Origin of the sequence: Croceimicrobium sp., assembly GCF_965228705.1 — a bacterium.
Taxonomy (GTDB): domain Bacteria; phylum Bacteroidota; class Bacteroidia; order Flavobacteriales; family Schleiferiaceae; genus Croceimicrobium.
This window is the reverse complement of sequence record NZ_OZ245832.1, coordinates 857,382-884,301: the sequence shown is the minus strand read 5'-3', so window position 1 is coordinate 884,301 and position 26,920 is coordinate 857,382. Positions and strand designations below refer to the sequence as shown.

Annotated in this window: 22 protein-coding genes; 12 read left to right on the top strand and 10 right to left on the bottom strand. The window is 43.9% G+C overall.

From position 1 onward, the window contains the following. Window positions 1-82 precede the first annotated feature (82 nt). From ACO05P_RS03815 to ACO05P_RS03805, 3 genes are all read left to right on the top strand, one after another. A complete protein-coding gene (locus tag ACO05P_RS03815; protein ID WP_421753471.1) occupies window positions 83-1,459 on the top strand; it encodes a DEAD/DEAH box helicase in 1,377 nt (458 codons plus the stop codon). 95 nt (window positions 1,460-1,554) lie between these two features. Further along, window positions 1,555-2,346 carry a PhzF family phenazine biosynthesis protein gene (locus tag ACO05P_RS03810; RefSeq protein WP_421753470.1) on the top strand — a complete coding sequence of 264 codons (792 nt, stop codon included), beginning with the start codon at window positions 1,555-1,557 and terminating at the stop codon, window positions 2,344-2,346. Next, window positions 2,346-3,038 (top strand): helix-turn-helix domain-containing protein, encoded by a 693-nt coding sequence (locus tag ACO05P_RS03805; RefSeq protein ID WP_421754876.1) that lies wholly within the window; start codon window positions 2,346-2,348, stop codon window positions 3,036-3,038. Before ACO05P_RS03810 ends, ACO05P_RS03805 begins: the two co-directional genes overlap by 1 nt. Here ACO05P_RS03805 and ACO05P_RS03800 read toward each other — a convergent pair. Further along, window positions 3,035-3,286 (bottom strand): hypothetical protein, encoded by a 252-nt coding sequence (locus tag ACO05P_RS03800; protein WP_421753469.1) that lies wholly within the window; start codon window positions 3,284-3,286, stop codon window positions 3,035-3,037. The genes ACO05P_RS03805 and ACO05P_RS03800 overlap by 4 nt on opposite strands. 132 nt (window positions 3,287-3,418) lie before the next feature. Here ACO05P_RS03800 and ACO05P_RS03795 point away from each other — a divergent pair, with 132 nt between their 5' ends. Then, window positions 3,419-5,044 (top strand): ABC-F family ATP-binding cassette domain-containing protein, encoded by a 1,626-nt coding sequence (locus tag ACO05P_RS03795; protein WP_421753467.1) that lies wholly within the window; start codon window positions 3,419-3,421, stop codon window positions 5,042-5,044. Here ACO05P_RS03795 and ACO05P_RS03790 read toward each other — a convergent pair. After that, a complete protein-coding gene (locus tag ACO05P_RS03790; protein WP_421753466.1) occupies window positions 5,041-6,078 on the bottom strand; it encodes an alkane 1-monooxygenase in 1,038 nt (345 codons plus the stop codon). The two genes, ACO05P_RS03795 and ACO05P_RS03790, sit on opposite strands and share 4 nt — an antisense overlap. 131 nt (window positions 6,079-6,209) lie before the next feature. Here ACO05P_RS03790 and ACO05P_RS03785 point away from each other — a divergent pair, with 131 nt between their 5' ends. The 3 genes from ACO05P_RS03785 to ACO05P_RS03775 are packed head-to-tail and all read left to right on the top strand — an operon-like array spanning window position 6,210 to window position 10,815. Continuing rightward, complete coding sequence (locus tag ACO05P_RS03785) at window positions 6,210-9,317, top strand: WD40/YVTN/BNR-like repeat-containing protein (RefSeq protein WP_421753464.1); 3,108 nt, start codon at window positions 6,210-6,212, stop codon at window positions 9,315-9,317. After that, window positions 9,317-10,564 carry an NAD(P)/FAD-dependent oxidoreductase gene (locus ACO05P_RS03780; protein WP_421753463.1) on the top strand — a complete coding sequence of 416 codons (1,248 nt, stop codon included), beginning with the start codon at window positions 9,317-9,319 and terminating at the stop codon, window positions 10,562-10,564. The genes ACO05P_RS03785 and ACO05P_RS03780 overlap by 1 nt, the downstream gene beginning before the upstream one ends. After that, window positions 10,561-10,815: a hypothetical protein gene (locus tag ACO05P_RS03775; RefSeq protein WP_210758641.1), complete on the top strand. Its 255-nt coding sequence runs from the start codon at window positions 10,561-10,563 to the stop codon at window positions 10,813-10,815. The genes ACO05P_RS03780 and ACO05P_RS03775 overlap by 4 nt, the downstream gene beginning before the upstream one ends. Window positions 10,816-10,822: 7 nt before the next feature. Here the strand turns inward: ACO05P_RS03775 and ACO05P_RS03770 are convergent, their stop codons facing one another. The 6 genes from ACO05P_RS03770 to htpG all read right to left on the bottom strand — a co-directional run bounded on the left by ACO05P_RS03770 (window position 10,823) and on the right by htpG (window position 18,182). Beyond that, the gene (locus ACO05P_RS03770; protein WP_421753462.1) at window positions 10,823-11,407 is read right to left on the bottom strand and encodes a thioredoxin family protein; all 585 of its coding nucleotides are present in this window, start codon (window positions 11,405-11,407) and stop codon (window positions 10,823-10,825) included. Between the two features lie 150 nt (window positions 11,408-11,557). Next, on the bottom strand, window positions 11,558-12,445 hold the full coding sequence (locus ACO05P_RS03765; protein ID WP_210758639.1) for a 3-hydroxybutyryl-CoA dehydrogenase: 888 nt from the start codon (window positions 12,443-12,445) through the stop codon (window positions 11,558-11,560). 22 nt (window positions 12,446-12,467) lie between these two features. Continuing rightward, window positions 12,468-13,709, bottom strand: coding sequence for a TlpA family protein disulfide reductase (locus ACO05P_RS03760; RefSeq protein WP_421753460.1), 1,242 nt, complete (start codon window positions 13,707-13,709; stop codon window positions 12,468-12,470). Further along, window positions 13,706-15,415, bottom strand: coding sequence for a phospho-sugar mutase (locus ACO05P_RS03755; protein WP_421753458.1), 1,710 nt, complete (start codon window positions 15,413-15,415; stop codon window positions 13,706-13,708). Before ACO05P_RS03755 ends, ACO05P_RS03760 begins: the two co-directional genes overlap by 4 nt. A 19-nt stretch (window positions 15,416-15,434) precedes the next feature. After that, complete coding sequence (locus ACO05P_RS03750; protein WP_421753456.1) at window positions 15,435-16,133, bottom strand: head GIN domain-containing protein; 699 nt, start codon at window positions 16,131-16,133, stop codon at window positions 15,435-15,437. 162 nt (window positions 16,134-16,295) lie between these two features. Then, window positions 16,296-18,182, bottom strand: a complete 1,887-nt coding sequence (gene htpG, locus ACO05P_RS03745; protein ID WP_421753454.1) for a molecular chaperone HtpG — start codon at window positions 18,180-18,182, stop codon at window positions 16,296-16,298. A gap of 161 nt (window positions 18,183-18,343) precedes the next feature. Between htpG and ACO05P_RS03740 the strand changes: the two genes are divergently transcribed. From ACO05P_RS03740 to ACO05P_RS03725, 4 genes are all read left to right on the top strand, one after another. Then, the gene (locus ACO05P_RS03740) at window positions 18,344-19,609 is read left to right on the top strand and encodes an acetyl-CoA hydrolase/transferase family protein (protein WP_421753452.1); all 1,266 of its coding nucleotides are present in this window, start codon (window positions 18,344-18,346) and stop codon (window positions 19,607-19,609) included. Window positions 19,610-19,674: 65 nt separating this feature from the next. After that, window positions 19,675-20,682 carry a 3-oxoacyl-ACP synthase III family protein gene (locus tag ACO05P_RS03735; protein WP_421753450.1) on the top strand — a complete coding sequence of 336 codons (1,008 nt, stop codon included), beginning with the start codon at window positions 19,675-19,677 and terminating at the stop codon, window positions 20,680-20,682. Window positions 20,683-20,745: 63 nt separating this feature from the next. Further along, the gene (locus ACO05P_RS03730) at window positions 20,746-21,456 is read left to right on the top strand and encodes an META domain-containing protein (RefSeq protein WP_421753448.1); all 711 of its coding nucleotides are present in this window, start codon (window positions 20,746-20,748) and stop codon (window positions 21,454-21,456) included. A gap of 57 nt (window positions 21,457-21,513) precedes the next feature. Continuing rightward, window positions 21,514-22,668, top strand: a complete 1,155-nt coding sequence (locus ACO05P_RS03725; protein WP_421753446.1) for an AI-2E family transporter — start codon at window positions 21,514-21,516, stop codon at window positions 22,666-22,668. Here ACO05P_RS03725 and ACO05P_RS03720 read toward each other — a convergent pair. Continuing rightward, window positions 22,646-24,856 (bottom strand): response regulator, encoded by a 2,211-nt coding sequence (locus ACO05P_RS03720; protein WP_421753445.1) that lies wholly within the window; start codon window positions 24,854-24,856, stop codon window positions 22,646-22,648. The two genes, ACO05P_RS03725 and ACO05P_RS03720, sit on opposite strands and share 23 nt — an antisense overlap. 108 nt (window positions 24,857-24,964) lie before the next feature. Between ACO05P_RS03720 and ACO05P_RS03715 the strand changes: the two genes are divergently transcribed. After that, window positions 24,965-25,558, top strand: a complete 594-nt coding sequence (locus tag ACO05P_RS03715) for a hypothetical protein (RefSeq protein WP_421753443.1) — start codon at window positions 24,965-24,967, stop codon at window positions 25,556-25,558. On the opposite strand, the gene ACO05P_RS03710 is transcribed toward ACO05P_RS03715, so the two are convergent. Next, complete coding sequence (locus ACO05P_RS03710; RefSeq protein WP_421753442.1) at window positions 25,555-26,919, bottom strand: PrsW family intramembrane metalloprotease; 1,365 nt, start codon at window positions 26,917-26,919, stop codon at window positions 25,555-25,557. The genes ACO05P_RS03715 and ACO05P_RS03710 overlap by 4 nt on opposite strands. Between the last annotated feature and the right edge of the window lies 1 nt (window position 26,920).

The following is a 26,920-nucleotide window of genomic DNA, read 5'->3' as shown; positions in this document are numbered from 1 at the left end:
GAATTTCCATTCCCACAATCGCAATACGCTGATTATTTAAGACCTTAGCCCTCGATGCCGAAATCGAGGCATATAACGAATTATGAAATTTTCAGATTTTAATTTAAATCCTGACCTCTTGGAATCGCTTTCCTATATGAACTTTGAGGAAGCAACCCCCATTCAGGAGCAAGCCATTCCACTAATATTGGAGGGCAAGGATATTATCGGATGCGCGCAAACTGGTACCGGAAAAACGGCCGCTTTTGTTTTGCCCGTCCTTCATAAGCTGGTGGATCAGCGAAAGAAAGGAGTTATTGACAGCCTGATACTCTGCCCCACGCGTGAATTAGCGATTCAAATTGAACAGCAGATTCAAGGCCTGGCTTATTTCTCGGACCTTACTTCCTACGCTGTTTATGGTGGTGGTACGGGCCCCGAATGGGAAGCCGAACGTCGCGCCCTTAGTGAAGGAACGGATATTATTATTGCTACCCCCGGCCGCCTTTTAGCCCATATCCGTAATGAATATGTGAAGCTCGATCAATTGCAATACCTCATTTTGGATGAGGCCGATCGAATGCTGGATATTGGCTTTTACGATGATATTAAACGGATTATTCAGGAATGTCCGCCTCAACGCCAAAGCCTGATGTTCTCGGCCACCATGGCGCCTAAGATTCGCAAATTGGCCAAGGAAATATTACAAGATCCGGCCGAGGTGAATTTAGCCGTTTCCAAGCCTGCCGAAGGGGTTACCCAAATGGTCTACATGGCCCATGAAGAGCAAAAGCAAGGCTTAGCTCGTCATATTATTGCGCAGTATCCCGACTTTAAAAGCATTATCATCTTCTGCTCTACCAAGAAGAAAATTCAAAAGCTGGTCGCTTCCTTACAGCGCAAAGGGCTTAATGTGGAGGGCATTTCCAGTGATTACGAGCAGAGCGAAAGGGAAAAGATTCTCCTGCAATTCAAGGCCCGTAAAACGCGCATTTTAGTAGCTACCGATGTATTGAGCCGTGGTATTGATATTAAGGATATCGACCTGGTGATCAATTATGATGTACCCAATGATGCCGAAGATTATGTGCATCGCGTGGGTCGTACCGCCAGGGCTGCAGCAAAGGGCATGGCCATTACCTTTATTAGTGCGGATGAGATTTACAAATTCAAGCGCATTGAAACTTTCGTGGAACGCGATTATGAAAAACTTAGTCCGCCAGAAGACCTAGGGAAAGCCCCGGAATGGAAGGAACCGGAACGTCGCCCACGTAATTACCGTGGACGTGGCAAGGGAAATAGACCTCCGCAAAAAGGGGGCAATAAATCGCGTAAGCCTCAGCCTAAAAAGGATGGAAACGGTCCAAAAGCTGAGGATGGATCCCGTCCGACCAATGCTTCTAAACCCAAACGTCGTTTAAATAAGCGCCGACCGAAACCTAATTCGGATTCCAATTCGAAAGCTAAAACTGACTCCTAAAATCAAAGGCCCAGGCCTATTCACTGAACTCTGATTTGCCTGAATACGCAGGGTTAAAACCTAAATAGCAAGACTTCAGGCCCTTTTAAAATACCATGGATAATTTTTGCATCTGCACCGTTTTTCACGATCGCGAGAAAGGCTATAAAGGCAATACCGCTGCGGTAATCGAAATCACGGAAAGCTGGACTCATGAAGAAATGGCGGCTATGGCTCAAGAAATGCAACAGCCTGCCACCACCTATTTACAAGCCACTAAGCCCGGTCATTATAAAGTTTGGTGGTTTGCTCCCGACTCAGAAATTGGACTATGTGGGCATGGTTCTTTAGCCGTGGCGGCCTATTTACATCAAGTGAAAGGTGAAACAAAAGCAGTGCTGCATTATGCCGATGGCTTTGTGAAAATAGGCTTCGATGATTCGGATTATTTCCTGTGGATAGAACCGATTGAAGTGATCGATCATGGGAAAATGCCTGCTGGACTGGAAGCGGCCTTAGGTCAGGAAGTACACGATTATTTCAGCACTTCCAATAAAGATGTGGTGCTCCTTAAATCAGAGCAGGCAGTACGTGAAATGAAACCCAATTTTAAAGCCCTGGCTCAATTGGAGCCCTTCGGCTATACTGTAACCGCGCCGGGCGATTCAGTTGATTTCGTCTCCCGAACTCTGGTTCCTAAAGTGCAACAGTTGGAAGACCATGCCACCGGTTCTTCTCATGCTATCCTCACCCCGTTCTGGAGCGAACGCCTTTTAAAGAATGAAATGGAAGCCTTGCAATTAAGTCCACGTGGAGGCCGCTTTCACTGCGAAATGCACATGAACCAGGTTTTACTAAAAGGTAAAGCGCAAATTTGGGTGCAGGGGCAATCTAAAGCTAAGGCTTGATGGATTTTCAGTCCGGAGCAGATCATCGTAATCTGGAGCGGGCCGAAGGCGATCCGGAGGAACTCTATGCTTTGATTCGTGAAGGAGAACATCAAGAACAAGACTTTAAGTTTCGGATAGACAGCAATTTAAAGATTGCCCGAACTTTATCTGCTTTCGCAAATACCGATGGCGGCAGGCTGCTTATCGGTGTAAAAGACAATGGCCGAATCGCCGGCATTGATCCCGAGGAAGAATACTTTATGATTGAAGGAGCCGCCGATGTTTATTGCGATCCACCGGTTCCCTTTCAATACAAATTGTATGATATCGACGGGAAAATAGTTCTGCGAATTGAAGTAGCCCCCTCCGCCGAAAGGCCGCATAAAGTGAAGGAAAAGGAAGGTCCAGCTTTAGCCTATATCCGCCAGGATGACGAAAATTTCGTGGCTAATAAAGTATTACTGCGCTTTATGAGTGATCGCAATCCTGATACTCAAAGAAAAAACCTGGTGGCCTATGGTCCGGCCGAAAGAATGCTCTTTGATTATCTCAGTGAAAATCCTGAAATCTCGGTGAGCAAATTCAGTCGCATCGCTAAGATCCCCATGTATAGAGCTGAAAAAATCCTGGCTCTTTTCCTTAAATGGGAGGTAGTGGACTTTTATGCCAGCGATAAAGGCATTCGTTTTCGCTTAAAGGAAGAGGATTAGGAATTGAAAATGTCGATTTCCGCTAAATCCTGATCGAAGCTTCCGTACCAATCTAAATGCGGTGAACTCTGCCCGCAGCCCCCTAATTCTTCCGGGCAATAAGTTTTATCATGACTGTAACCACAATGATCACAACGCCCCACATTGGCGAAATGATCAAGGTCACTGCCACATTCCAGGCAATGCCAATGCGGCCCGGGATCGGGTTTCCAGTGGCAATGTGGACATTTAATCTCTTTTGAATTCACGGTTTTGTGCGGAAAATCTGAGGCGCGAATTACGCAAATAAGGTCCTGCTGTCCTAAAGATTTAAATAATTCTGATCTGGCCTAGCCCTCCCCTCTTAAAACACTAAATTTGCGGCCTCAAAAAATTAAGCTATGCTTACGGTATCTAATGTATCGCTCCAATTCGGGAAACGCGTTTTATTTGATGAAGTTAACCTCAAGTTTTTAGGCGATAACTGCTACGGTATGATTGGCGCTAATGGCGCCGGAAAATCTACCTTCCTTAAGATCTTGAGTGGCGAGATCAGTCCCAATAGTGGTATGGTAAACCTGGAGCCCGGAAAACGGATGGCTGTTTTAAAGCAGGACCACGCTGCTTTTAACGATCATCAGGTTTTAGATACCGTATTAATGGGTTACCGCGAGCTTTATGATTTAATGAAGGAAAAAGATGCCTTATATGCCAAGCCTGATTTTTCGGAAGCGGATGGTATTAAGGCCTCTGAATTGGAAGAGAAATTCGCGGAAATGGACGGCTGGAACGCCGAGAGCGATGCCGCTGCCCTACTCAGTGGTTTGGGTATTTCCGAATCTTTACACTATTCCCTGGTGAAGGATTTAGAAGGATCACAAAAGGTAAGAGTGCTTTTGGCTCAGGCTTTATTTGGTAATCCGGATGTGTTGATTCTCGATGAGCCAACCAACGACCTGGACTTGAAAACCATTACCTGGTTAGAAGACTTCCTTTTAAATTTCCGCAATACGGTAATTGTTGTATCGCATGACCGTCACTTTTTGGATACGGTTTGTACACATATCGCGGATATCGACTTTAAGAAAATCTCTCTTTATACCGGTAACTATAGCTTCTGGTATCAGAGTTCACAATTAGCGGCTCGCCAACGTGCTTCTGCTAACAAAAAAGCAGAAGAGAAACGCAAAGAATTGCAGGAGTTTATCCAGCGATTTAGCGCCAATGCCTCTAAATCTCGTCAGGCTACCAGCCGCAAGAAATTACTGGATAAGATTAATCTGGAGGCCATGCCTCAGTCCAGTCGTCGCTATCCGGCCATTATCTTTAATCAGGGTCGTGAAGCTGGTGATCAGATTTTAGAAGTATCCAACCTTTCTTCTCATGCGGAGGATGGCACCTTGCTCTTCCAAAATGTAGATTTCAAAGTAAACCGTGGTGATAAGATTGCGGTGATTAGCGATAATAGCTTAGCCATCACAGCCCTCTTTGATATCATTAATGGCGATCGTAAGGCAGATACCGGAGAATACAGCTATGGTCAAACCATTACTACCGCTTACTTGCCTACCGAGCATCAGCATTTCTTTGATACCGATGATAACCTAATCGATTGGTTACGTGAATACTCTGAAAATAAAGACGAGGTGTATGTACGTGGTTTCTTAGGTAAGATGTTGTTTACCGGCGAAGAGGTATTGAAATCGGCTCGCGTATTATCCGGAGGCGAGAAAATGCGTTGTTTAATGTCGCGCATGATGTTGCAAGAAGCCAACTTCCTCACCTTTGATGAACCTACGAACCACTTGGATCTGGAGTCAATTCAGGCATTAAACAACTCTTTGCAAGAATACAAAGGGACTATTCTCTTTACTTCACATGACCATACTTTTACCGAAACCGTTGCGAATCGCATTATCGAGATTTTCCCAAGCGGTATTATGGATAAGATGATGGATTATGACGATTATATCGCCAGCGATAAAATTCAAGCACAGCGCGAAGAAATGCGTGCGGTAAAGGCCTAAGCGCTTTTAATTCGCCCATTCATTACTTTAAACCATAAGGGTGGAATGGTGCTGAGGAGCATCATTCCCGGATATCCAGTAGGCAATTGCGGACTTTGGTCGTGATGCTGTAGAATTTGGTATTTACGATGCGGATGGGCATGGTGGTCGCTATGTCGACTTAATTCGAATAAGAGCAAACGACCGATAATATGGTCACTATTCCAGCTGTGCTCGACCTCAGCCTTTTCATAGCGATGTTCACTTACTTTTTGGCGACTCAATCCGTAATGCTCAATGTAATTAACGGTTTCCAGCAATAAGGCTCCAATTAAGGCGGCCGCTAAAAAGGCCAAAAGACTTTCCAGTCCGAAGAATAGGAAAATGGCAGCCAGGCCCATTAGCTGAATTAATGACCAGAGCAGCAATTCATTTGAAGGAGACCAAAATGACTTTTTCCGGGACTTCAATAATTGGGCTTGAATTTTCCAGGCATGCAGATAGGAAAATACCATACTGCGTAGCCAAAAGGCATAGAGATTTTCCTTATAGCGAGCGGTGGCGGGGTCTTCCGATGTAGCCACATTGCGATGATGTCCGTAATTATGCTCCGTGAAGAAATGTACATAGAGGCTGGTACTCAAGAGGATTTTCGCCAATACTTGCTCATATTTCTTGCGACGATGACCTAATTCATGGCCCACATTAATTCCGATTACCCCACACAATAGGCCCATGGCGCTTATTCGTCCCCAAAAGGTGAGACTATCGTAAGTATGATGACTAAGGTCCCAAAGAAAATAAAGCAGCAAGGCCAACTGAATGGGCACCATCAGGTAAAGCAAACGATCGTACCAGGGATCTTCCTTAATCAGCTCTTCCCTTTGTTTATCCAGATTTGTTGGATTCGGTGCAAAGAACAATTCCAATAAGGGAACCACTAAAAAAGCGTAAAACAAAGGCATATAAGCCAGCAGTCCTTCCCTTTGCATAGACAAGAAAACCGCCAAGGGTAAGGAATAGGCCATCAGGTATTTTAGAAAGCGCCATTTCATAGCTCCAATTTAGCTATTGTTTAAACATTTTCAAGCTTGTACTGAACCAAAGTAGGAAGCCAGAGTTTTATTGTAGCTCTGCATCCTGCCGATTAATGACTATTTTCGGGGACATGACCAATCAAGCTATTATGAAACGACCTTTACTCGTTGTAATTCTTCTCTTATTTTCCCTTCTGGGCTTTGCTCAAGACAGTATTCCTCAAAAATATTTAAGTGATCTCAATTTCCGTTCTATCGGTCCGGCCGGGATGAGTGGTAGAATAACCGCCATTAAGGTTGATCCGCGGGATGATAACCGCATCTATGCAGGTTCGGCCTCAGGTGGACTGTGGCGCAGCGAAAATGGTGGCACCTCCTGGTCATGCATCTTTAATAATGAAAAGGTTAGCAGTGTAGGCTCTATTGCTCTGGATCCTCAAAACCCGGATGTAATTTGGCTGGGGACCGGAGAAGGAAATCCTCGTAATTCCAATACGGGTGGGGCTGGAATCTATCGCTCTCCCGATGGCGGTAAAAGCTGGAAGCTGATGGGATTGGAGGAAAGCCGACATATCCATCGCATTTTGGTGCATCCCTATGAACCCAATATTATTTATGTAGCTGCGATTGGTAATCCCTGGGCAGACTCCAAAGACCGCGGGGTATACAAGAGTATTGATGGCGGTAAGAACTGGGAACTCATTCTCTACAATAATGAACGAACTGGTGCGGCTGAAATGGTGATGGACCCTCAAAACCCGGATAAGCTGATTGTAAATATGTGGGAGCACCGCCGCAATCCCTGGTTCTTTAAATCAGGTGGTCCCGGTAGTGGTTTGTATATCACCTATGATGGTGGTGCCAGCTGGAACCAAAAAAGCGAGAAGGATGGTTTACCCAAAGGAGAATTAGGCCGCATGGGTATTGCGATTGCCCCCTCCCAGCCCAATCGCATTTATGCCTTAATTGAAAACAAAGAAAAGAACGCCCTCTACCGCAGTGATGATGGCGGCACGAAATGGCAAAAGATTTCGGTGGACCCCAATATTGGCAATCGCCCTTTCTACTATGCCGAAATTTATGTGGATCCTGAAAATGAAAATCGGGTGTATAGCATTTGGTCGGTGCTGAGTCGTTCCGAAGACGGAGGCAAGAATTGGGAGGTTATTGCTCCTTACGACTATATCCATCCCGATCATCATGCTTTTTACATTCACCCTCAGGATCCCAACTATATCATTAATGGTAATGATGGAGGCTTAAACATCAGTCGGGATCGTGGTCGTAGCTGGCGTTTTGTGAATAATCTACCCCTGGCCCAGTTCTATCATATCAGCTACGATATGGAAATGCCCTATAATGTTTATGGCGGTATGCAAGACAATGGTTCTTGGAAAGGTCCGGCCTATGTATGGCGTGCCGATGGCATTCGCAATGATTATTGGGAAGAACTCTTCTTTGGCGATGGCTTTGATGTTTTACCCGATCCCAATAACAATCGCTATGTGTATGCGATGAGTCAGGAGGGCTTTGTAGGTCGTGTTGATGTAAATACTGGGTATACCCAAATGATTCGCCCGGTGCATCCAGAGCATATAAAACTGCGTTACAATTGGAATGCCCCCATTGCTCAAGATCCCTTTGATAGCACTTGCATTTACTTCGGAGCTCAATTTGTGTTTAAGTCTAAAGATCAAGGCCAGAGCTGGGAAGTTATTTCTCCTGATCTCACCACTAATGATACCAGCAAGCAGCATTTTGATGAAAGTGGCGGTTTAACTTATGATGTAACCGGAGCTGAAAATTACACCACTTTACTTTGTATTGAGCCCGGCTTATCGCCCGGAGAGCTTTGGGTGAGCAGTGATGACGGACTTTTACATTTAAGTCGTGATGCGGGTAAAAGCTGGCAGGAATTAAGTGCTAAAATGAAGGCTTTGCCTGAAGGAGCCTGGATTCCCCAAATCGTGCATTCTGCCCATCAAAAAGGAGCAGCCTTTGTAGTGGCCAATGATTATCGCCGTGGAAATGAAAAACCCTATCTCTATTATACCGATAATTATGGCAAAAGCTTCCGCAATATTGGCATGGACCTCCCCGCCTATGTGCTATCGGTGGTACAAGATCCGGTAGATCCCAATTTATTATTTGCCGGCACCCAAAGAGGCCTATTCTTTACTTGGGATATGGGCTTGCACTGGCAAAAATGGACTAAGGACTTCCCTACCGTGCCCGTTAATGACCTTAAGATTCATCCGCGTGAACATGACCTCATTGTAGGAACCTTCGGAAGAGCCGCTTATATCCTGGATCCTTTAGAGCAATTAAGAGAAAGTATTGCCCTACTCCGCAGTAATGAAGATCCTAAGCTGCAGCTCTACACGGTAAATGATCCCTGGAAGCATGCCACTAAAAGAGCGGATGGTTCTCGCTTTCCGGCAGATGGGGTTTTCAAGGGGGAGAATCGTAATTCAGGATTGGAAGTCTTTGTTTACAATGGTTTTGAGAAAGAAGATTCTGTGAAAAGCAAGAAACTTCAATTGAAACTAATCGATGCTCAAAATGAGCTGCAAAGAACCTGGTACCTCGACCCTAAAGAAGGTTTGCATAAATACCGCCTGGGAATGCAGGGCAAAGGTTTAGGTTTCCCTGATAAGAATCGAAAATTGAATGATACCACGGAGCAAGCCCCAATTCCCCTGCCCTGTGGCAATTATCGCTTAGAACTGAGCTATGGTGGCCAAAAGGCAGATCAAAGCTTTGTGTATCGCCTGGATCCGCGTTTGAGCGATCAAATCTCTCTGGAGGATCTGGAAGCCAGTTTCCATTATCGGCAGAAATTAGATGCTTCTTTAGATTCTTTGCATCAGGCAAGCGATTGGTTAAAAGAGGCCAAAATGAAAATCCAGATCAGTAAGGAATTAGCAGAATTATCCTTGAAGGCAGATCAGGCGAAAGCCTACCAGGACTCCTTGAAAAGCTTGGAGAAAGGCTTAAAAGAACTGGAAGAAAAGATATTTGGCAAGGTGGTAGATGGCTATTATGATCAGCCGGAAACCTTGCAAAGTCAGTACAATGCGATCCTAATGTACTTCTGGAGCAATTGGGCGGAAGTCCCATCTCAAGCCCAAATTTTAGAGGATAAATACCGTAAATCAGAACAAGCTTTCCTGGAAGAATGGAAAGCCTTTAAGCAAAATGACTGGCCCAAATTTGAAAGCCTTCGTCAGCAATTCAATTTAAACCTAAAAGGATAATGGCAAATTACGATGCGATTGTAGTGGGCGCCGGAGTTTCGGGCCTGATCGCTGCGAAAGAACTGGAATCGTATAATTTAAAAACATTGATCATCGACCAGGCTCCACAGGTGGGTGGTCGATTAAAAACCGATTTCTTTGAAGGCTTTACGCTGGATCAGGGTTTTCAGGTTATCCTTAGTGCCTATCCCATGGTAAAGAAGCATTTGGATCTAAAAGCTCTGGAATGCAAGGCTTTTGACTCAGGTGCCTTTATCTTTTATGGAGCTAAATCCTTTACTGTTAGTGATGTAAAGCGAAATCCGGCCGCAGCCATTTCCATGTTTTTTAGTCCGGTTGGCAGCATTTGGGATAAATTAAAAATGGCTAGGCTCCGTAAATGGGTTTTGGAGCAATCCCTTGAAGATATTTTTGAGATTAAGGAAGAAAGCACCTACGACTATTTGCGGGGCTATGGTTTTTCACGCAAGATTATTGAGCGCTTTTTTCGCCCTTTCTTTAGCGGGATTTTTCTGGAAAATGACCTTGAAACCTCCAATCGACAGTTCCTCTTTGTATTTAAGATGTTTGCGGAAGGCGAAGCCTGTCTTCCTAAAAAAGGAATAGCTTCGGTAGCTCAGCAAATCAAGGCAGGACTGCGTTCTACCGAGTTTCGTTTAAATACCGAAGTATTGAAAGTCGAAAAGGGACAAGTACATCTAAAAGACGGCAGCAGTTTGGAAGCAAAGCAAATTATTATTGCTTGTGAACCGGGTGCTCTATTGCCCCAATTGGCAGATAGCACTGAATGGAATCCAACCCTACAAGCCTATTTTGAAGGTACAGCCAGCAAATTGACGAAAAGCTTGATTGCCCTGAACTCAGATTCGGAAGGCCTAATTAGCAATGTGGCTTGTTTATCGAAAGTGCAGCCTGCCTATGCGCCCAAAGGCAAGCACTTGTATTCAGTAAGCTTAAAAAAGGATCCGGGTTTATCCGAAAATCAATTGGAAGCGAAAATTCAGTCGGAACTGGCGCCCTTATTAGGAACTCAAGCCAGCCAATCGAAATTGATTCGAACCTATAAGGTCAATCGCTCCTTGCCCCGTATCGATCAAGTGGTTTATAGCCGAGCCTTTGAAGAAAGTAGAGTTTTGGATGGAATTTACCTGGCCGGAGATCATATCTTGAACCCCTCATTAAATGCCGCCATGCTTAGTGGTGAATTGGCCGCTAAGGCCCTCATTTTAAATCATCAAGCCTCATGAGAATAGTGGGACCTCTGCCCCATCCAAAGTTCAAAGTAGTGCTCTATGCACAAGAGCAGCACTGGTATGTAGAAATAGAAACCGGGCCCATGAAACAATGTTTTAAGGTTCCAAAAGCCCGGGCCGCCAGTCAGGCGGAAGTACAAAAGTGGCTGGATGAGGAATTTAGCGAGGAAACCTATCGCATTTTTGAAGCGATGTATCGTAATTACAAGGCTTCTGCAGATCGGAACCTCGAAAATCCCTCCTAGCCAAATTTTAGTCTTTTAAGAAATCGGCAATTTCCTTGCTGAGGCTTTCGCCGCGATCGCGAGCATACCATTTTTGCAGGTCGATGGTCACATCCGCTTTAGCTCTACCCTCCGCTTTACCATCTAAGTGAATTTGTTGCGCGGCTTCCGGTCTAGGTCCCCATTCACCTAATACTTCGCCACTTTCGCTGTAACGAATCAATTTAGGAATAGATCGTCCTCCATTGGTGAGGTGCTGATCCATAAGGTCCAGATTTTCATCGCGAAGGAGAATGCTTAATTCAATATTAGGACTGTATTCTGCGATTTTAGCTAGCACGGGGACTGAGTGAGCTGCATCCCCACACCAGCCTTCGCTTAGCACTACCCACTTTTCCTTGCGATTCAAATTATCGAGAGTGGACTTCAATTCATCGCTAAACTCATAGCGCTTGTCCCACTTGTCCATGCGGGCCATATTTAAATCGGTATATCGCAGGAAATCATCCGATTCAGAACCGCCAGTAGCTTGGCCTTGGTAGCGCAATTGCTTAATTAAATCGCGGTATTCGGGGTAAGTATAGGATTTGCGTTCTATTGCTGTATCAGACATGGTCTATTATTTTTTCGGTTTGCAAGGTATAGACGGAGTTATCGCTGTACTATGACAAAAGGCACCAAAAGCTCTATGAAAATATAGTTCCTATCGATAAAACAAAAAAGGCCTCCACAATGGGAGGCCTTTCAATGCTGTTTGCAAGGCTTAACTAAACTGAGAAGAAACAGTTTCGCTTTTAGGGCCTTCACTGTAATCGTAAAAGCCTTCACCTGATTTTGCGCCTAATTTTCCGGCACGTACCATATTTACTAATAAGGGACAGGGAGCGTATTTAGGATTACCAAAGCCTTCGTACAATACATTCAGGATGGAAAGACAAACGTCGAGGCCAATGAAATCAGCTAATTTCAAAGGTCCCATCGGATGGGCCATACCTAATTTCATAATGGTATCGATTTCCTTCACTCCGGCTACACCTTCGAATAGGGTAATGATAGCCTCATTAATCATCGGCATCAGGATACGATTGGAAACGAAACCTGGGTAGTCATTACACTCGGTAGGAACCTTGCCTAATTTCTCAGACAATTCCATGATGGTTTTGGTAGTTTCATCGGAGGTGGCATAACCTCGAATCACTTCTACCAATTTCATTACTGGTACCGGATTCATAAAGTGCATACCAATCACCTTATCAGGACGAGAGGTAACGGCGGCAATTTGAGTCAAGGAAATGGAAGAAGTATTCGAGGCCAAAATCGCTTCAGGCTTAGAATAGCGATCCATATCGCCAAAAATCTTCAATTTTAGGTCTACGTTCTCCGTTGCGGCTTCCACTACCAAATCAGCATCGCTTAAGGCGGTAGCCATATCGGTGGAACCACTCAAATTGGTGAGGGTAGCTTCCTTTTTCGCTTCGTCGATAATTCCTTTAGAAACCTGACGATCCAGGTTTTTGCTGATAGTGTTTAATCCGCGATCGAGGGCTTCGTCAGAAATATCAACCAGATTTACTTCAAAGTCATTTTGAGCAAAAACATGGGCAATTCCATTTCCCATGGTTCCCGCTCCGATCACTGCTACTTTCTGCATGTTATAATTTTAAGAGAGCTAATTATTCGTTGAGTAATTTTTGCAAAAATGCATCATTTTCGCTCACAAAGTCTTCCCAAACCGGAGTTCCTGGTCCGGAAAAGCCGGTATGGATCTTTCGCAGCTTATGCTCCTTGTCCAGATAAATGGCCGTTGGATAGCTCATTATGTGATTGAGCATCGGCAATTTCTCCGCCGCTTTATCATCGCGAGTGGCTCCAGCCAGCAGCACGGTATAGGGAATGCTAAGATCCTTTTGCATTTTGGCTAAGCGCTTCTGAGCGGTTGCATAATCGCGTGTGCGCTCAAAGCTTAGGCAAACGATTTCGAGGCCCTGATCTTTGTATTGTTCATAGACCTTTGAGAGGTAACGACTTTCGTCATAGCAGTTAGGACACCAAGAGCCGCTAATTTGGATGATTACTGCTTTATCGGCAAAGCGAGGATCACTCAAAGCAATAGTATCCCCTTTCAAATTAGGAAAGGCAAAATCCATTTTAGAATAGCCCTCCTTCAAATAAGTTAAGGTATCCGGGTCGGGCAATTCAAAGGTACTGTCGCGATAAGCAATCCAGGTAGCATGGTAGCTACGACCGGAATAGAAATGCCCTTGCAGTGTATCATGCAAATCGGCTTCCAGGTAAAAGAGATGCGCTCCATCAAAGGCAGAGAGGTATAATTTACCTGCAGCGCCCGAACCTTCCAAATAGCGGTAATCGCCAGTGGCTGTCATGATGGTACCATAAACCCCTTTCTCCTGATCCCATTCGAAATAAGCTTTGCCAAGGCTTTCATCTTCGGTACCCGGATTAAATACCACCTTCCAATATCCAGGCAAAGGATAAAGATGCTGGGCATTTTCATAGCGTTCAGAAACTCCGGCGGTTGCGGTAAAAGGCAGATAATAGTCCTCAGCATCGGGATTGATATACTGACCTTTTAGCTGATTTCCCTCCTTTTTAACCAAGAAATAATTGGCAAAAACGGGCATTTCAATCTTGAAACTATCGGCCGCTAAGCGAATTACTTTGGCATCGATAATCTCCTCCGCATTTTTAATATGCGCTACATATTCAGAATCACTTAAGGACTCTAAGTTGAAGTTGAACTTTAAGTTGGTGCTATCGTTTTGTGCGATCACAGCCTGCCAAATTCCTTCTGCTAATTGGGAGTCGGCAGTGCTACCATCTGGCTTGGGAGCCGAATTCTGACAAGCTCCGAGACTCAAGCCTAAAAGCAGAATCCCTGTGGCTCTTTTTATCATAATCCTAATTCTTTGGTAATTGCCTCTAATCGACCTTCGAGTTCTGCTTTCCTGACAGCAAATTCGGAAGTATCGGCTAAATTTCCTTTTACGCTTACATAGAACTTAATCTTAGGTTCCGTTCCACTAGGACGTGCAGTAATTTTTGTGCCCTGATCCGTAACAAACTGCACCACATTGCTTTTAGGTAAGTCGATAGCTTCTGTGCGATTATCCGCTACATAGCGATGCTCAGAACTTTGATAATCCAATACTTCCACAATTTTCTCTCCTGCAATGGTAGCGGGGGTTTTGGTACGGAAGTCTTCCATCATTTGGGCAATTTCCTGCTGACCTTTCATGCCCTCACGCTTTAAGGAAACCAGTTTTTCGAGGTAGAAACCAAATTTGTGGTACACCTCTACCATCATCTCATAGAAGCTGGAGCCTTGGGATTTAGCATAAGCAGCAGTTTCTGCCAGCATTACTGCAGAAGCTACCGCATCCTTATCACGTACAAAATCACCAATCATATAGCCGTAGCTTTCTTCACCACCACCAATAAAGGTGGCTTCACCTTCGCGCTGGCGAATGATATCGGCAATCCATTTAAAACCGGTTAAACATTCGGGGCAAGGTACATCGTAGGCCTTAGCGATATCTGCAATGAGGTCTGTAGTAACAATGGTTTTGGCTACATATTCATTACCGGTCAATTTGCCATTTTCCTTCCAACGTTCAAGGAGATAGTAAATCAATACCGAAGCAGCTTGATTACCATTCAGTAATTCCATTTCACCTTCAAGATTACGAACCGCAATCCCTACCCGATCTGCATCGGGATCGGTACCAATAACCATATCCGCCCCCAGCTTCTCAGCTTGTTTAAGGGCCATGGTTAGGGCTTCTGCTTCCTCTGGGTTTGGAGAAGCTACAGTAGGGAAATCTCCATCCGGAGTAGCTTGCTCTTCCACTATGGAAACCTTTTTAAAACCGGCATTTTCCAAAGCAGGTGGCACCAAAGTAATACTGGTACCATGGATGCTGGTGAATACTACCGAAAGGTCTTCTTTACCTTGATTACTCAAGCTTAGCTCTTTCACTTTGGCGAGATAGGCCTGGTCTACGGCATCGCCAATCATTTCAATCAGATCCGGATTGGCATCATAGCGAATTTCATCGGCTTTAACCGCACGAACCTCAGTAATTACGGCCTTATCATGAGGAGGTACCAATTGACCGCCATCACTCCAATATACCTTATAGCCATTATAGGCAGGCGGATTATGGGAGGCGGTTAAAACGATTCCACTCTGACAATCTAAATGGCGAATAGCAAAGGATAAAGCCGGAGTTGGCCGTAAATCCTCATAGAGAAAAACCTTAATACCATTGGCCGAAAGTACTTCCGCCACCTGACGGGCAAAAGGCTTGGAATTGTGGCGACTGTCATGCGCGATCGCCACTTTAATTTGAATATCAGGAAACTGCTTATTCAGGTAATTCGCTAATCCCTGGGTAGCAGCACCTAAGGTGTATTTATTAATTCGGTTAGTCCCAACGCCCATGATTCCACGTAAACCACCTGTTCCGAAGTCGAGGTCTTGGTAAAAAGCATCATTTAAGGCATCTCCACCGGCATCAATCAAGGCCTGGGTGGCTTTTTGGGTTTCAGTATCATAAGGAGCTTTGAGCCAGGCTTGGGCTCTTTCTGCTGCTTGCGTCATTTGTGTTAAGGGGCTTAGGTTAGTCTTTTACTACATTGGAAGCACCACTAAGGTTTTGGCGTACAATACGTCCATTTCCTCGGTAGCGAATATCAGAAGCACCGGAAGCTTCAATCTCCAGTTCTTCACTTACATTAACTTCTAATTCGGAGGCACCACTTACATCGATGCGCATTTTACGGCAATTGAGATCAAACATCTTGCATTCGGAGGCGCCGCTGCCCTCAATGCTCACTTTATCGGCGGTACCACTCATATTGAGTTCCGTAGCTCCGCTTAATTCCAATTTAATATCATCAGCATCTACACTAAGGGTGATTTGAGCGGCTCCGCTGGATTCAATATCCAGGTCATTGACATCTAAAGTTCCTTTATTATCGATGGTCACAGCACCGGAAAGTTGAATAGATTCATAATCCGGACTACTGATATACACATCCAATTCCTTGGCTTTACCAATGCTTTTGCGGCTTCGGATATGGAGAACTCCACCTTCTACATAGGTTTCAATCAAGTCCATTAAATTATCGTCGGCTACCACTTTAAGTCGATGAACATCAGCCTGTACCAGATGAATTTCGAACATTCCGCTGGCATCAATGCCGTCAAATTCTTCCACGTTGCGGTTTTCTTCTATTACCTTTCCACTGCCGGTAACACCAACCATGCAGGAAGTAGTGAGGGCCAAAACCGCTATAAAGGATAAAATGCTTTTCATAAGGGTCAATTTCCCGCTAAGTTAAGGTATCAGCGCAATTTGTAGAAGTCTGGTGCGGGCTTTCACAAATTAATAATCTTCAGCGCTGTGCTAATTGACATTATTCCTTTCAAGGCATAAAAAAAGCCCTCCATTTGGAGGGCTTTTTCTTATCTCTAATTCTTAGCCTTTTAAGGCCTCAAACTGCTTCTCTACGAAATTGGTAAGAGCCTCACCATGCAAGAGATTCTGGGCTAGCATGGCCAGATCTTTACCTTGCTTAATCAGCTCTTTCTGCTTGGCTTCATCCTTCTCATCCAAAATCGAAGAAATCAAAGGGTGATTGGTATTCACCACCAAGTTGTACATATCGGGCATATCCCCCATTCCCATCATGCCACCACCGGTAGCACTCATCTCCTTCATACGACGCATGAATTCAGGTACGGTAATATTGAAGGGGGCTTCGCTGCTATCCAGTGATTCCAATACTACGGTATAAGTAGCTTTATCTACCTCTCCTTCAATAATGGGCTTCAGCTTTTCTTTTTGCTCTTCACTTAAAAGGGATACCTGCTCTTCATCTTTGGCAATCAGTTTATCGATGCTATCGCTATCTACACGAGCGAATTTCACTTTCTGATCACCGCCTTCCAGCTTTTGCATCAAATGGCTCACCAATGGACCTTCCATCAAGAGCACATCATAGCCCTTGTTCTGGGCCTTTTTGATGTATGCATGCTGGCCTTCCTTATGCGCAGCATAGAGTACTACCAGGTTTCCATCCTTATCGGTTTGGCTAGCCTTGATCTTTTCCAAGTACTCTTCAAAGGTGGCGTAACTTTCATCCACTGACTGGTAAAGAGCAAATTTCTGAGCTTTCTCAAAGAACTTATCATCGCTAAGCATACCATACTCGATGATTACCTTGATATCGTTCCACTTGCTTTCGAAATCGGCGCGATCCTTTTTAAAGAGACTGCTTAGTTTGTCAGCTACCTTTTTGGTAATGTGGCCACTGATTTTTTTCACCGCACCATCGGCCTGCAAATAGGAACGTGATACGTTTAGCGGAATGTCCTTAGAATCGATAACTCCGTGCAATAAAGTCAGGAAGTCAGGCACAATACCCTCTAAATTATCAGTTACAAACACCTGATTTTGGTATAACTGAATCTTATTGCGCTGTAAGTCCATATTGGGCTTAATACGCGGAAAGAAGAGAATACCATTCAGGTCGAAGGGATAATCCACATTTAGGTGAATATGGAATAAGGGCTCTTCGAAAGTCATGGGGTATAACTGACGATAGAACTCTTTATAATCTTCTGCTTCCAAATCGGCCGGAGCTTTGGCCCAGGCAGGTTCAGTTACATTAATAATATCTGGAACTGTACGCTTGGTTTCCTTTTTATCCTCGCCATCACCCTCGGTTTCGGTAATTTCCTTTTCACCAAATTGAATGGCCACCGGTAAGAAACGGCAGTATTTCTTCAATAAATCGCGAATACGACCTTCTTCTAAAAACTCTGTAGAATCTTCATTGATATGCAGAACGATTTCAGTACCGCGCTCTTGACGTTGATCGCTTTCCTCCAGGGTAAATTCAGGCGAACCATCGCAAGACCAGTAAGCTCCTTTTTCGCCATCGCGATGCGAACGGGAGAAGATTTCCACCTTCGAAGCTACCATAAAGCTGGAATAGAATCCTAAACCGAAGTGACCAATAATGGCCGCTCCATCGGCTTTATCTTCATACTTCTGCACAAACTCCTCGGCTCCGGAGAAGGCTAATTGATTGATGTATTTATCAATCTCCTCTGGGCTCATGCCAATACCTTTATCGGAGATGGTTAAGGTTTTGTTTTCCTTATCCACTTTCACCTGGATAGTCAGATCACCTAATTCGGCCTTTGACTCACCAATACGACTTAAGGTCTTAAGCTTCTGGGTGGCATCCACCGCATTGGAAACTAATTCCCGTAAGAAGATTTCATGATCACTGTACAGGAATTTCTTAATGATCGGGAAAATATTGTCGGCTGTAACGTTTATTTTACCGGTACTCATAATTTTATTTTTTGGTCATTCTCCGAAAGGCAAAGGCTGTGCCGTGGGGCGCTAAACTGACATCTTATCAGCTTGCTGTCAGAAAAGCTCTGTAAACCCTGACAAGCATCATAGTTTCACCTTTTGGGCCGTCGTAATCTTGTATAAAATTTGAAAACACCATGAACTATTGCAGCGCTGAAGAAGCCGTAAAAGTGATCCAAAGCAATGATCGCGTTTATGTACACTCCGTTTCTATGGCCCCCCAGCAACTGATTAATGCCATGACTGCTCGCCATGCCGAATTACGCAATGTAGAAGTTGTGCATTTGCATATTGAAGGGAAAGCGCCTTATGCCAATCCAGAATACGCCCAAAGCTTCCATGTAAACTCCTTGTTTATTGGAGCCAATGTTCGCCATACCCTCAAAGCCGGAAACGGCTCTTATACCCCGGTTTTCCTTTCTGAGATTCCTTATTTATTCCGTAAAAGAGTATTGCCTATTAATGTGGCTTTAATGCAAGTTTCGCCACCCGACAAACACGGTTTTTGTTCTTTGGGCACTTCCGTGGATGCGAGTTTAGCTGCAGCTCAGGCCGCTGATCACGTTATTGCCCAGGTAAACCCACAGGTTCCGCGTACCCATGGCGACAGCTTAATTCACGTATCCAAATTCGATTCTCTGGTAGAAGTGAATGAAGCTATCCCCTCTCACGAACCCGGAACACCTACCGATGTAGAAATGGAAATCGGTCGTCACGTAGCCTCTTTGGTAGAAGATGGATCCTGCTTGCAAATGGGTATTGGTGCCATTCCCAATGCGGCTTTAAGTCAGATGGGGCACTTGAAAAACCTGGGTATTCATACCGAGATGTTTTCCGATGGCATTCTGGATTTAGTTGAAAAAGGCATCATCAATGGATCCGAAAAGAAAACCCACCCTGGTAAAATTATCAGTGGCTTTGTAATGGGGTCTCAACGTTTGTACGACTTTATTGATGATAACCCACAGGTTAACCTCCTTGATATCGGCTATGTAAATGATACGGCGGTGATTCGTAAAAACCCAAAAGCGATCAGTATCAATTCAGCCGTAGAAATCGATTTAACCGGACAGGTTTGTGCCGATAGTATCGGAGCCCATATGTACAGCGGTGTGGGTGGCCAAATGGACTTCATTCGCGGTGCCATGCTCTCCAAAGGTGGCAAACCTATCATTGCCTTGCCCTCTACCACTCGCAAAGGCCTTACTCGTATAGTACCTTTCTTAAAAGAAGGTGCCGGAGTGGTAACCACACGTTCCCATGTTCATTATATTGTAACAGAATACGGAATTGCGGACCTCTATGGCAAAACTTTGAAACAAAGAGCAGAGGCTTTAGCGGGCATTGCCCATCCTGATCATCGTGAAAATATCCTTCGAGAGTACCACGACGCGATCCACTAAGGTCACCAAAGTCTCTCGTTCCTTTTTCATTTCTTTGCTTCCGCTTTAGGATTGAAAATTCAGACATGAAAAGAACAATTATAGCCGGGGTTGGACACTATGTTCCAGAAAATGTGGTAACCAACCTCGACCTCTCTCAAATTATGGACACTTCTGACGAATGGATTCAGGAGCGTACCGGTATTAAAGAACGTCGTTGGGTTCGATCCGATGGCGAAGAAACTACTTCCAGCATGGGTACTATTGCCGCACAAAGAGCGATTGCCGATGCAGGATTGGAGCCCAATGATATCGACTTTATTGTTTTTGCCACCTTGTCTCCGGATTATTATTTCCCGGGTCCCGGTGTGCAAGTGCAAGAGAATTTAGGTATCGACACGGTAGGGGCCTTAGATGTGCGTAATCAATGTAGTGGCTTTATTTACGGACTTTCTGTTGCCGATCAATTTATCAAAACGGGCATGTATAAAAATGTGCTGCTGATTGGCTCTGAATTGCACAGCGGTGGTTTGGATAAAACAACTCGTGGTCGTGGCGTATCGGTGATCTTCGGTGATGGTGCCGGAGCGGTGGTATTGCAAGCCAGTGACGATCAGAGCAAAGGAGTATTAACTACCAAATTGCATTCGGAAGGCAAGCATGCCAAGGAATTAGCTTTATTAGGTCCTTCTACCTCCCATTGGGTAGATCGTATCATTGAAGAAAATGATCCTGAAGATTTAAGCTATTACCCTTATATGAACGGAAACTTCGTGTTTAAGCATGCCGTTACTCGTTTCCAGGAGGTTATTCACGAAGCCTTAAATGAAGCGGGCAAAAGCACAGAAGATCTGGACCTCTTAATTCCACATCAAGCCAATTTGCGCATCTCCCAATATGTGCAAGCCAAAATGGGCTTGGGAGCCGATAAGGTATTTAACAATATCATGAAGTACGGTAATACGACGGCCGCTTCCATTCCGATCGCCTTATGTGAAGCTAAAGCGGAAGGACGACTCAAAGAAGGCGATCTCCTCTGCCTGGCAGCCTTTGGTAGTGGATTTACCTGGGGCAGTGCCCTAATCCAGTTTTAAGATTAAAAATCTGATAATCAAAGCCCGGCAAAATATGTCGGGCTTTTTTTATAGCTTAGGCTGATGCGAATTCCAGCCTTTCTCAGCTTCCTCTTTGCTATCGCAATAATTTGCTCCTGCGGATTGCTTAAAAGCGGATCCACAGATAGCTCTTATTGGGCGGGGCAGTATGAGGCCTTTATCCATCAAGATACCTTGTTTTACAGTTTGGAGATGAAGGTTACGGCCGATGCTCAAGTCAAGATCGCGGCTTATGATTGGCGATTTCGAAAACTAGAGGAATACAGTACTCTTGCTAGTATTGATCCCAAAGGTAACTTGCAAATAAGCTGGGGAAATTCCTTATTTCAGATCGACTCGGCACTGCACAATACAGCAAATAGGCATTGGCCGGATTTTTACTGGAATGATGTGAAGTCGCATTATGAAATCAATCAAAGACAGTGGGACCTTAATCTGATGGAAGGTTTCCATGATGTACTATCCGGTAAAGAACCCATAACCTTATTGACCCAAGGTGATTCTTTGTTTGGTGGGTTTGCCAGCTGTAATAGCTATGGTGGTGAATTGATTTTGAAAGAACCGAATCAAATGAAATTCGCTCAAATTCACAGCACTCTGCTCTATTGCGAATCTATAGAATTGGAAGACCTGTTTTTCGAAAAGCTTAAAGAAGTCCGTTCCTATAAAATGGTAGATGCGGAACATTTGCAATTGAAAAATGAATATGGTGTGAGTATTCTATTTTTCAAGCGTCATAGCTGGTTACGCTAAATATTTATTTCCCTTCCCATTAAAAAAATGAGCAAATTGCCAGCCTAAGCCGCTTTCATGAATTTACAGGATCGAATCATTGCCCGAATCCCCGAATTAAGTCTTTTAGCTGGAGCACTGCTTCTCCTTTACTTTTACGGCATATTCCTCCCCTTATTTCTCGCCCTGGGCTTAGCTTATGGCATCGGGCCCTTTATCCGGAAATGGCAAAAACTCTTTCGAAACTGGGAGCTTAGTGTAGGTCTATTTCTGCTGAGCTTAGGCTTAGTCCTGGTGCTATTCCTCAGTATTAGCGCCGGTTTCATTGCTCGTGACATGCAGCGCTTTAATCAAAGTTTTAGTCTACTTCTGGAGGAAAATCAAAGTCAATTAGATGCCGGAGCGCAAAAGGTTCAAGCCTGGATGAGTGAATTTGTAGATAGCACCGATCTGGAACAAAAGATTCGTCAACAAATAGCCAGTTTCTCCTCTAGCGATAGTGCAAAAAGCGGTTTATCGCTGAGCATGGAAAATATCAGTGCCGGCTTCAGCAAACTGCAATCCTTCTTTAAATCTAAACCGACCGAAGCCGAAAAAGGATTTCAATTACCTCAATTTGGTTTTTGGTATCAATTCGGCTCCTTCCTGCTCTATTTTGTGCTCATCCTCTTTTACTATCCTTATTTTGAATCGCTGCGCGAACGCTATCATAATCCGGGTCTATCCCGTAATTGGCAACAATTCTGGACCGATTTCAATCAGAGTTTTGTGCGTTACTTCAAGCTGAGAACTCGCATTGTACTTTGGGAAAGCCTGGTCTTCTTAGTAGCCTTTCTAATTCTGGATTTACCCGGAACTTATCTCTATCTAATTCTCATCTTCCTCCTACTCTATATTCCATATTTGCATTACCTGCTGCTGATCCCCATGGCTTTATCCGGATTAGTGCTAAGCATGGAATTAGCCTGGCCCTATTGGTTGGTGATGAGCATTATTGTGGGCGTATTCATCCTAGGATCAATTCTGGAAGAAGCCCTATTAATCCCAAGGATCATGGAACGCCATATTGGTTTAAACCCAGTAATTATGGTATTGGGATTAAGTTTCTGGACCTACCTATTAGGCTTTACCGGAATATTGATTGGTGTACCCTTAACGAGCTTAGGCTTAATATACCTGAAACGTTTTATACTACCGCATTGGTTTCCGGCTAACTCAGGGAATTTAGAATAAGATACTTCCGCAATACGCGGTGCAATTCATCCGGCTTTATAGGTTTGGGGATAAAATCCTGACAGCCCATTAAAAGAGCCTCCCGCTTATCCTCTTCAAAAGCATTGGCTGTTACCGCTACAATGGGGCAAGGTCGACTTTGATATTTTGCACTGGCTATAATTTCCCGAGTGGCTTCCAGGCCATCCATAACAGGCATTTGCAGGTCCATAAGGATTAATCCATAATCCTCTTCCAGGTATGCATCCAAAGCTTCTTGACCATTTTTCACCACTTGAACACTTAATCCTTTACGCTCCAAAAGCAAGCCTAAAACCTTTTGATTTACTTCATTGTCTTCGGCTACTAATACCTTCTGACTTAAATGTGAGGGCGATTGATAAGGATGATCCAAATCACTCAATTTGGTTGAGCCCTTTGGAATTTCGAGACTAAAAGAGAAAGTACTGCCAATGGCAATACGGCTTTTCACTTCTAGCTGGGAACCCATTAATTTGACCAATTCATTTGTAATTGCCAGGCCCAATCCAGTTCCGCCAAATTCCTTTTGAATGCTGCGATCGGTTTGAGAATAAGCATCAAAAAGGCTTTTTAGCTTTCTTTCGGGAATGCCAATACCGGAATCCTGAACGGCAAAATAAAGCTTGCAGTTGGCATCATTATCAGTAGATAATTCCCGAATAATGATCCGTACCTCACCATCCTTGGTAAACTTCAGCGCATTGCTAATCAGATTAATAAAGATCTGTTGCAAACGCAAGCTATCGGCAATAATCAAATGCTCCAGAGGATTATCCTGATCGAGAATCAGTTTATTATGGTTCTCTTCGGCTTTAAAGCGGAACATCTGCACCAGATTATGAATCACCTCCTCCAGATTCATACTTTGAGGATTCAATTCCATCTTACCTGCATCAATCTTGGAAAAATCTAAAATCATATTCACCAAATCCCCTAAATGCTCAGCTGAAAATTCGATCGTTCGCATATATTCCGCTCTTTGAGTAGGATCATGGGTATCCTTTAAAAGGTGAATCATGCCCAAAACTCCATTAAGAGGGGTGCGAATTTCATGACTCATATTTGCCAGGAAATAGGATTTCACTTTAGCGGTCCGCTCTGATTTACGCGCCGCTAATTTGAGTTCGGTTAAACTGGCTTGCAGCTTTTGGTTCATCTTGCGGAAATCCTCCAGAAGCTCTTGCACCTCATGAGTGCCACTTTTAAGATTCTTGAATAAACCACGTGTTTTAAAGTCGCTGCTGGTGTATTTGCGTAGCGCGTTGCCAAATTCCTTGAGGTCACCACTAATGCGGCGCGACAAACTATAACTGTAGATCAAGATGAGCAGGATCATGAGAACCCCAAGGATATTAATCAAGTTATCCACCTGACTTTGCAAGGCATTAAGCTCCTTGTTGATACCGGATAGGGCTAAATCGAATTCTGCTTCCAAATCGGTATTCATGCTGGCAATGGTTTCTACCAAGCCTTTTTTACCTTCCAGACTTATTTGAGCCTGAATGGCTGCAAACTGATTAAATACGGATCGATACGCATTCAAGAGACTATCTAAACGACTACCAGGAACTATTTTCGTTTCCGATTGAAGTCTCTCATAATGTTGGTTAAAGAGCTTTACATATTCCCATTGATTGCGATTGATGAAATCCTTTTCATGGCGACGAAAACTTAGGTACTGCGCCGGTGGAAGCAATTTTTCTTGTTCAATTAAATGAATGGCTTCACGCATCTGCCCTTCCAAGCCAAAATCCTTAAATCCTCTTTGGATATATAGACTGCTTAATTTGGCAACCGAATCATTTAACTGATTTAGCGATTCCTCTAGAAGCGCCAGCTTTTGATAAGGTAAGTCCTCCTCTATAGCCCAGCTTTGCAATTCTTTCACCTCATTTTTTATTTCGAGGGTATTGTGACGGAAAACTTCGAGGTACTCTTGTTTTCCACTTTGATAGAGGACTGTATCTTTATAGCCTAAGAGCTGAAAAAGCTGAAAATTTTGGATGTTGAATAATTGTCTTCTTTGGATTTCCCGGCTTTGATTAATTAGGGCATTTAAATCTTCCCGGCGCGTATCAAACAGGTGGTAAGCAAAGCCCCAGAAAACGAAGAGGGCCATGATAATGATAAAACCGCGTAAAATCCGAAACTGTAAGGTCTTGAACATAATTTTTTCTTCCCAAAAACAGTAAACAAAAGTCAGCCTGGCACATGAACTGCATGTTGCACAGATATTAATTCTTTTCTCTAAAAACCTAAATCTAACAGTCTAAAAATGAAAAATTTATCCCTTAAAAAACTAATATTAAGCTTTAGCATCAGCCTATTAGCTTTCAACTTTTCACATGCTCAATCTGAAGCCCAAGCGGTAAAGGATGGCTTTAACAAATACCAGGTTTTACTGCAGGAGAAAAAGTTTAATGAGGCCATGAACTATATCTACCCTGAACTTTTTACCCTGGTTCCAAAGGAGCAATTGTTAAAAATCCTAAACCAAACTTTTAGCAATCCGATGTTGGAAGTGAAAATGGGCGAATCCAAAGTGACCAAAACCGGGAAAGTTCAAGAAATTAATGGGAAGAAATACATGATCATCACCTATAAAGGGGTTTCCCATATGAAGCCAGGTGGTAATGTCGAACAACAGGCCCTCTTAAAGGATCGGATGCAAGCTGGTTTTAATGAGCAATTTGGTGCCGAAAATGTGACATACAATGAAAGTACCGGCTACTTTACGATTCATATGGAGAAGGAAGCAGTTGCCATTAGTACAGATGGCAATAACTGGACTTATCTAAGCATAGAACCACAGCAAAAATTAATGGTAGAAAAGATTTTACCAGCCGAAATCGTAGCGCAGGTCTTTTAAGATTCTATTAGAGAATCCTTTTCGGGCGAAGGAATTAAGGCTACCCATCCCAGTAGTTTTAATTTCTTCGCCTTTGTTTTGGCTAATACCCCTGGTTGATCAAAGGAATCGGGCCATTCAAATAGGGCAGCTATTGGAAATTTCTCTTCACCAATAAACTGACTTCCTCTTAATTTGGGAGCAATTCCGAAATATTGCAATCTCCCCTCCTGTTCGACCTGAACTTTATAAACGGCAAAATCTCCTTGAATAAAATGTTTCGACTCAATAAAAGCACGGGCATTTTCCAAGGCTAATGCCTCCTTTCCGGGTATGGTCTTTAATACAAGCCACTGATTCCAATAACGATGGAGGTACACGGCATTATAGGCTTCTCCTTTCACGCGAAAGCGATGGGATAATATTGAACCATTAGAACCTGAATGGCCAAAACTAAATGGAAGTTCTAAACGCAAGGGATGCCATCTTCCCTTTATCAGTAAAAAACGACTGAGGCGAACACTGCTCACCAGTACCACAAATCCCGTGGTAATCATATCCTCTTTAAAGCGCATCAGGCTATAGCCTAAATCGCGGTCCTCCCAGTACATGAGACCTAATTGAATGAAAAACAGTAAAATGTAAGAAGTCAAAAGGCGACTACTCACTGTGGTAGAATCAACCACCTTTTGGTAATTGAAAAATGGAGATTGATTGAGAGCATTATTAAGAATAGCCGCATAAATGCTAATGGTACTGAGAAAATAGACCAAGGTTAGCAGGTAGCCATAGAGGCGCATCCCTTGATGCATTAAAGGAAAATTGTAGAAGGTATGGGCTAAAGCAGCCAGGACAAAAAAGAGTAGAATAATTCCCGGTCGGGATTTACGGTATCGAAAGCGAAAAAGGATAATTCCATAAGCGAATAGCGCCGTATTAAACATATGGCCAACGGTAGAGAGGATTCCTCGCGCTACAATGATCGAGGCCCCGGCACTATTGAAATAGAGTATATTCTCAAAAGCAGAAAAGCCCAAAGCGCTTAAGGAGCAGTAAATGAGGTAGTCCAATGGCTCATTGAAATGCTTACGCATCAATAAAAAACTGAGACCAAAGGCCAGCACTTTTGCCAACTCCTCTAATCCGGCAACCTGGATAAATATAAAGAGGAAATCATCCAGCCAATTACCGCTCAGTCTTAGTCCCAGGGCTCTACCAAGCAGCGGACTAATCCAAAATACCAGCGCTACAGAACAGGCGCCTAGAAAGAAACTGAGGACCATTGGCCCCCATTTTTCCCGCTCAAAAATGTCGATATCGCGGAAATACCGAATCCAAATGAAGGCTATAAACAGCGCTATGAAAGGGAAAAACCAAGCCATT

What these genes read in the sequence shown, in the direction of transcription:
- ACO05P_RS03815 (WP_421753471.1), top strand. Translation starts at nt 83, where the DNA reads ATGAAATTTTCAGATTTTAATTTAAATCCTGACCTCTTGGAATCGCTT.
- ACO05P_RS03810 (WP_421753470.1), top strand. Translation starts at nt 1,555, where the DNA reads ATGGATAATTTTTGCATCTGCACCGTTTTTCACGATCGCGAGAAAGGC.
- ACO05P_RS03805 (WP_421754876.1), top strand. Translation starts at nt 2,346, where the DNA reads ATGGATTTTCAGTCCGGAGCAGATCATCGTAATCTGGAGCGGGCCGAA.
- ACO05P_RS03795 (WP_421753467.1), top strand. Translation starts at nt 3,419, where the DNA reads ATGCTTACGGTATCTAATGTATCGCTCCAATTCGGGAAACGCGTTTTA.
- ACO05P_RS03790 (WP_421753466.1), bottom strand. Translation starts at nt 6,078, where the DNA reads ATGAAATGGCGCTTTCTAAAATACCTGATGGCCTATTCCTTACCCTTG.
- ACO05P_RS03785 (WP_421753464.1), top strand. Translation starts at nt 6,210, where the DNA reads ATGAAACGACCTTTACTCGTTGTAATTCTTCTCTTATTTTCCCTTCTG.
- ACO05P_RS03780 (WP_421753463.1), top strand. Translation starts at nt 9,317, where the DNA reads ATGGCAAATTACGATGCGATTGTAGTGGGCGCCGGAGTTTCGGGCCTG.
- ACO05P_RS03775 (WP_210758641.1), top strand. Translation starts at nt 10,561, where the DNA reads ATGAGAATAGTGGGACCTCTGCCCCATCCAAAGTTCAAAGTAGTGCTC.
- ACO05P_RS03770 (WP_421753462.1), bottom strand. Translation starts at nt 11,407, where the DNA reads ATGTCTGATACAGCAATAGAACGCAAATCCTATACTTACCCCGAATAC.
- ACO05P_RS03765 (WP_210758639.1), bottom strand. Translation starts at nt 12,445, where the DNA reads ATGCAGAAAGTAGCAGTGATCGGAGCGGGAACCATGGGAAATGGAATT.
- ACO05P_RS03760 (WP_421753460.1), bottom strand. Translation starts at nt 13,709, where the DNA reads ATGATAAAAAGAGCCACAGGGATTCTGCTTTTAGGCTTGAGTCTCGGA.
- ACO05P_RS03755 (WP_421753458.1), bottom strand. Translation starts at nt 15,415, where the DNA reads ATGACGCAAGCAGCAGAAAGAGCCCAAGCCTGGCTCAAAGCTCCTTAT.
- ACO05P_RS03750 (WP_421753456.1), bottom strand. Translation starts at nt 16,133, where the DNA reads ATGAAAAGCATTTTATCCTTTATAGCGGTTTTGGCCCTCACTACTTCC.
- htpG (WP_421753454.1), bottom strand. Translation starts at nt 18,182, where the DNA reads ATGAGTACCGGTAAAATAAACGTTACAGCCGACAATATTTTCCCGATC.
- ACO05P_RS03740 (WP_421753452.1), top strand. Translation starts at nt 18,344, where the DNA reads ATGAACTATTGCAGCGCTGAAGAAGCCGTAAAAGTGATCCAAAGCAAT.
- ACO05P_RS03735 (WP_421753450.1), top strand. Translation starts at nt 19,675, where the DNA reads ATGAAAAGAACAATTATAGCCGGGGTTGGACACTATGTTCCAGAAAAT.
- ACO05P_RS03730 (WP_421753448.1), top strand. Translation starts at nt 20,746, where the DNA reads ATGCGAATTCCAGCCTTTCTCAGCTTCCTCTTTGCTATCGCAATAATT.
- ACO05P_RS03725 (WP_421753446.1), top strand. Translation starts at nt 21,514, where the DNA reads ATGAATTTACAGGATCGAATCATTGCCCGAATCCCCGAATTAAGTCTT.
- ACO05P_RS03720 (WP_421753445.1), bottom strand. Translation starts at nt 24,856, where the DNA reads ATGTTCAAGACCTTACAGTTTCGGATTTTACGCGGTTTTATCATTATC.
- ACO05P_RS03715 (WP_421753443.1), top strand. Translation starts at nt 24,965, where the DNA reads ATGAAAAATTTATCCCTTAAAAAACTAATATTAAGCTTTAGCATCAGC.
- ACO05P_RS03710 (WP_421753442.1), bottom strand. Translation starts at nt 26,919, where the DNA reads ATGGCTTGGTTTTTCCCTTTCATAGCGCTGTTTATAGCCTTCATTTGG.